Source organism: Komagataeibacter kakiaceti JCM 25156 (genome assembly GCF_000613305.1).
In genome coordinates, this window is record NZ_BAIO01000163.1 from 1 (window position 1) to 4,642 (window position 4,642).

At 65.5% G+C, this 4,642-nt stretch carries 6 protein-coding genes and 1 other RNA gene; 5 read left to right on the plus strand and 2 right to left on the minus strand.

From position 1 onward, the window contains the following. Nucleotides 1–234: 234 nt before the first annotated feature. From JCM25156_RS09630 to JCM25156_RS09645, 5 genes are all read left to right on the plus strand, one after another. Nucleotides 235–501: a hypothetical protein gene (locus tag JCM25156_RS09630; RefSeq protein WP_025812904.1), complete on the plus strand. Its 267-nt coding sequence runs from the start codon at nt 235–237 to the stop codon at nt 499–501. A gap of 4 nt (nt 502–505) precedes the next feature. Further along, nucleotides 506–847 (plus strand): cell division protein ZapA, encoded by a 342-nt coding sequence (locus JCM25156_RS09635; RefSeq protein ID WP_025812905.1) that lies wholly within the window; start codon nt 506–508, stop codon nt 845–847. Nucleotides 848–856: 9 nt separating this feature from the next. After that, nucleotides 857–1,015: non-coding RNA, 6S RNA (ssrS, locus tag JCM25156_RS27960), on the plus strand. Between the two features lie 10 nt (nt 1,016–1,025). Next, nucleotides 1,026–1,637 carry a 5-formyltetrahydrofolate cyclo-ligase gene (locus tag JCM25156_RS09640; RefSeq protein WP_025812907.1) on the plus strand — a complete coding sequence of 204 codons (612 nt, stop codon included), beginning with the start codon at nt 1,026–1,028 and terminating at the stop codon, nt 1,635–1,637. Between the two features lie 14 nt (nt 1,638–1,651). Beyond that, on the plus strand, nt 1,652–2,467 hold the full coding sequence (locus JCM25156_RS09645; RefSeq protein ID WP_025812908.1) for a TIGR00282 family metallophosphoesterase: 816 nt from the start codon (nt 1,652–1,654) through the stop codon (nt 2,465–2,467). 51 nt (nt 2,468–2,518) lie between these two features. Here JCM25156_RS09645 and JCM25156_RS09650 read toward each other — a convergent pair whose 3' ends face one another. Both JCM25156_RS09650 and JCM25156_RS23180 read right to left on the minus strand, forming a co-directional pair. After that, nucleotides 2,519–3,973: an AMP nucleosidase gene (locus JCM25156_RS09650; RefSeq protein ID WP_025812910.1), complete on the minus strand. Its 1,455-nt coding sequence runs from the start codon at nt 3,971–3,973 to the stop codon at nt 2,519–2,521. A 41-nt stretch (nt 3,974–4,014) separates the two neighbouring features. Next, on the minus strand, nt 4,015–4,642 hold a 628-nt coding region (locus tag JCM25156_RS23180; protein ID WP_148299371.1), incomplete at its 5' end, for an energy transducer TonB.

The following is a 4,642-nucleotide window of genomic DNA, read 5'->3' on the forward strand; positions in this document are numbered from 1 at the left end:
CCGCCAGCAGCGCCGCCCACCACGCGGCCCCCATGAAACACCCCGCCCCGGGCGGCGAAATCACGGTGCAGCCCATGCGTAAAGCGTCCGGTTCCGCCATAACCCGCGCCAGATCCCGCGCGCAGGCAACGGTGACATGGGGCGGCAGGGGCACAGAATGGTCATGTTTGTCGATCATGCTTGACGTTGAAACCGCACCGCGCGATCAGTTCAAGGGGAGGAATGCGGGAAAGGATGAACGTGTCTGATATAATCGTGCCATCGGAACAGGACGCGGCCGACGCGCCGCCCGGGGCCGGGCCGAACCCGGCCGACCGTCTGGAACTGGCGTTGAACCGTATTGCCTTCGCCCTTGACCGCCGCGCGGAACTGGCGTCCGTGGCCCGTCCCTCCATGCCGGATGTGGATGTTCAGGCGCTTGCCGCCAATATCGACGCCCTGATCGCGCGCGTGCGTGACGTGCTGGGTGAGGAAGACGAACCGACCGGCGGGGAGGAATAGGCCCATGAGCCAGGTGACCGTGCGCATCAACGGCTTTTCCTACGCCGTGGGGTGCAAGGAAGGGCAGGAAAAACATCTGCAGGCCATGGCGCAGGAGGTCGAGCGCCGGATCGAGCGTATCCACGCGCTGGGCGGGCATAGCGGGGAAGGGCGGCTGCTCGCCCTGGCCGCCCTGCTCATGGCCGATGAGATCCATGATCTGACGGCGGAAAAAATGTCGTCCGACACCGCCCACCAGCTTGCGCTGGGCCGGCAGGCGCGCATCGAGAACGAGCGGCGGAGCGAACAGCTCGCCCATCTGGTCGAACGCGCGGAAAACATTGCAGCCGCCATGGAAGATGACTAATATGAAGGGGCGGGGCTGCCGGGTGCGTCAGGCATGATTCAACCCCTGGGCCGATAAGCACTTCCTAGGGAGCTGGCACTGTCGTGACCGTGGTCACGTTACCTGGCGCCCACCTGCGTCAGCAGGTCCGGGAGGGCTGATCCGACCAACGGCCATGGCGGCTCCGTATTATGGTTTCATGACGTCATCCCAATCCGAATCGTGGTCGGTCGTCCGGGCCAAGCAGGCCCTGCGTGATGAAATGACACGGCGGCGGCAGGCTTTCGCCACCAGCGCCACGCGCGCCATGGCGGAAGACAGCCTGTGCCGCCGCATGGTGCGCGGGCTGCGCGCCATGGCGGGGGCGGGGGACTGCATCGCCCTTGTCTGGCCCCTGCCGGGGGAGACCGACCTGCGCCCCGTCATCAGGGCGCTCCATGCCGATGCGCTGTGCGTCGCCCTGCCCGAAACCACGCCAAGGGGCCATCCCCTTACATTTCGCCTGTGGCAGCCGGAATGCGTCATCCAGACCGGGCGCTATGGCACATGCCACCCCATAGGCCCCCCCGTGCAGCCCGATGTGGTGTGCGTGCCGCTGCTTGCGTTTGACAGGCGCGGCATGCGGCTGGGATATGGCGGGGGTTATTATGATCGTACGCTGGCCAGACTGCCCCGGGCGCGCGCCGTGGGGTTCGGCCTGTCCTTTCAGGAAGTGGCATGTATTCCCACGGGTCTGCATGATGTTGCATTGCCTGCGATCGTGACCGAACGTGAATGGATCCGGTGTCGTGGTGACGGGCGGACACGGTAAAAAAGGCTGTTTTCTTGAGAATACTGTTTCTGGGCGATATTGTGGGCCGGGTCGGGCGTGAAGCCGTGATTTCCCGCCTTCCGGCGCTGCGGCGTGACCTTGCGCTCGATTTCGTGGTGGTGAATGGCGAAAACGCAAGTCACGGCTTCGGCCTGTCGCCCGCCATCGGGCGTGACCTGCTGGAAGGGGGCGTGGATGTCATCACGCTGGGCAACCATAGCTGGGATCGGCGCGACCTGATCGGCCATATCGGCAGTGAACCCCGTATCATCCGCCCCGCCAACTATCCGCCCGGCACGCCGGGGCAGGGCAGCGTGGTGGTGGAACTGGTGGATGGGCGCAGGGTGCTGGTCGCCAATGTCATGGGCCGCCAGTTCATGGATGCGATGGATGACCCCTTCCGCGCGATGACGGATATTCTCTCCCGCCACCGGCTGGGTGTGACCATGCATGCCGCCATTGTGGACGTGCATGCCGAAGCCACGAGCGAGAAATGGGCCATGGGGCATTATCTCGACGGCCGGGTTTCACTGGTGATCGGCACCCACACCCATACGCCCACGGCGGATCATCGCATCCTGTCGGGCGGCACGGCCTTCCAGACCGATGCGGGCATGTGCGGCGATTATGACAGTGTGATCGGCATGGGCAAGGAGGCGGCCATCGCGCGTTTCGTGCGCAAGATGCCCGGAGACCGCCTGCAACCCGCCGAGGGCGAGGCCAGCATCGCGGGCATGATGGTGGAAACCGATGACGCCACCGGCCTTGCCCGCCGCATGGCCCCGGTGCGGCAGGGCGGGCACCTGGCGCCGACGCTGCCGGATTTCTGAGGGCCTTTTCACGCGGTTTCGAACGCGTTGGCTGCCTTGGGGGGCGCCGCCTTACCGGAAGGCCGGTTCGTCAAACCCGCGAAGCTTGCGTGAGTGCAGTCGGTCCACGCCCTGGGCGCGCAACTGCTGCATGGTCTCGATGCCCACCACCAGATGCTGGCGCACCCGCTCGCGATAGAAGGCGTTGGCCATGCCGCGCAGTTTCAGTTCCCCATGCAGCGGCTTGTCGGATACGCACAGCAGCGTGCCATAGGGAACGCGGAAGCGGAATCCATTGGCCGCGATGGTGGCTGATTCCATGTCCACCGCAATGGCGCGGGAGGTGTTGATGCGGGTGAACAGCGCATTGAGCCGCAGTTCCCAGTTGCGGTTGTCCGTTGTCATGACCGTGCCGGTGCGCAGGCGGGTCTTGACCTCGGCATCGTGCAGGCCGGTCACGCGGGCGGTCACGTCCTGAAGCGCGACCTGCACTTCCGCGATGGGGGGAATGGGCACCCATGGCGGCAGGTCATCGTCCAGCACATGGTCATCGCGCAGGTAACCGTGGGCCAGCACGTAATCCCCCAGTTTCTGGCTGCGGCGCAGCCCCGCGCAGTGCCCGACCATAAGCCAGCAATGCGGGCGCAGCACCGCCAGATGGTCCGTGATCGTCTTGGCGTTGGCGGGGCCTACGCCGATATTGATGAGGGTGATGCCATCCCCATCGGGGCGGCACAGGTGGTAGGCGGGCATCTGCGGCAGGCTGTGGCCCGCATGGGGGGCGGTCTGCTGCGTGTCACGGGTATGGATGATCTCGCCCGGCTCGACAAAGGCGGTGTACTGCGTGCCGCTATCGACCTGCGCGTGCCCGTATTCACGAAACGCATCGACATAACGCTGGTAATTGGTCAGCAGGATGAAGCGCTGGAAATGATGCGGCGCGGTGCCGGTATAGTGATGCAGGCGTGCGAGCGAATAATCCGTGCGCGCCGCGGTGAACAGCGCCAGCGGCCGGGGCGTGTCGGGGCGGGGGATATAATCGCAGTTGGCGATCGAATCGTCGGTTACATGCAGGTCCGGCAGCGCGAAGTGCGACTGGATCCACACAAGATCGGCTTCCGTCAGGGACGTGACCGCCTCCTCCATCACATAGGATAGCGGGATCGGCTGGCGCGACAGCCCGACCAGCACCGGCGTTTCGTAATGATGCAGCAGGCTTGCGATCTGTTCACGCCAGTAATCGGCGAACAGGGCGGGGCGGGTCAGGGTCGTGCCGTAGAAGCCGGGTTCCAGCACCACGTCAAAGGGCGGGCGCGGGCCATCGGGCGGCAGCGGCGCATGGGGCACGAAAGCCAGATAGGGATAGACCGCATCCGCCAGTCCCGTCGTGTCGCGTGTGCTGAAGGCGTGGCGGATCCGGGCCGCGGCGTGGTCGTACAGTTCGGTAATGCGGGCCACGGCGGCATCGGCATTGTCGAACGCACGGAAATCACGCCCCGCCTGTTGCAGTAGTCTGGCTGTGTCCATGCTGCGTGCTCCCGCTGTATCTGTATCTGTGTCTGTTCCGCTTAACGGCGGATGAGAATGTAGTTGATGGTCAGGTCAATGGGGAATGTGTCGCCTTGCATGTCTGGCGGTACGGGCGGTAGCTGGGCGTTGCGGAACATGCCCACCGTCGCCGCGTCCAGGTAATAGGAGCCGGACTGCCCGGTCAGGCGCACCTTGGTGACATGGCCCTCGCGGTCAAGTTCCACATGCACCGAGGAGGGGCCTTCCTCACCCGCGCGGGCGGCTTCCTCCGGGTAGTACATGTGGCTGCGGATCCAGCGGTCGAGTTCATTACCGTAATCATCGCTCACGCCCTTGATCTGGGTGCTGGAGGAATAGGGCGCGTTGATCTTGCCATTGCTGACCACCGGGCCGAGCGACAGGTCGATCGGTCCCCCCGTGCCGCCCGCGCGGCCCTGCCGGCTGCGGCGCAGCAGGGGCGAGCCGGAGAATGACCAGTTCATCGGGTGCTGGAGCGCGGCGTACGCGTTGGGGGATGCCTGGCTGTGCGACTGCTGGGCCGCGTGCTGCCCGTGGCCCGAAGTCTGCATGGACGGGTTGAACTGGTCCTGCTGCTGCGACTGCGGCACTGACAGGTCGGATGGCGCCTCGCTCAGTCGGCGGGGCGGAGGGGGTCTGCGCGCTCGG

Coding starts and splice junctions, on each gene's coding strand:
- JCM25156_RS09630 (WP_025812904.1), top strand. CDS start 235: ATGAACGTGTCTGATATAATCGTGCCATCGGAACAGGACGCGGCCGAC.
- JCM25156_RS09635 (WP_025812905.1), top strand. CDS start 506: ATGAGCCAGGTGACCGTGCGCATCAACGGCTTTTCCTACGCCGTGGGG.
- JCM25156_RS09640 (WP_025812907.1), top strand. CDS start 1,026: ATGACGTCATCCCAATCCGAATCGTGGTCGGTCGTCCGGGCCAAGCAG.
- JCM25156_RS09650 (WP_025812910.1), bottom strand. CDS start 3,973: ATGGACACAGCCAGACTACTGCAACAGGCGGGGCGTGATTTCCGTGCG.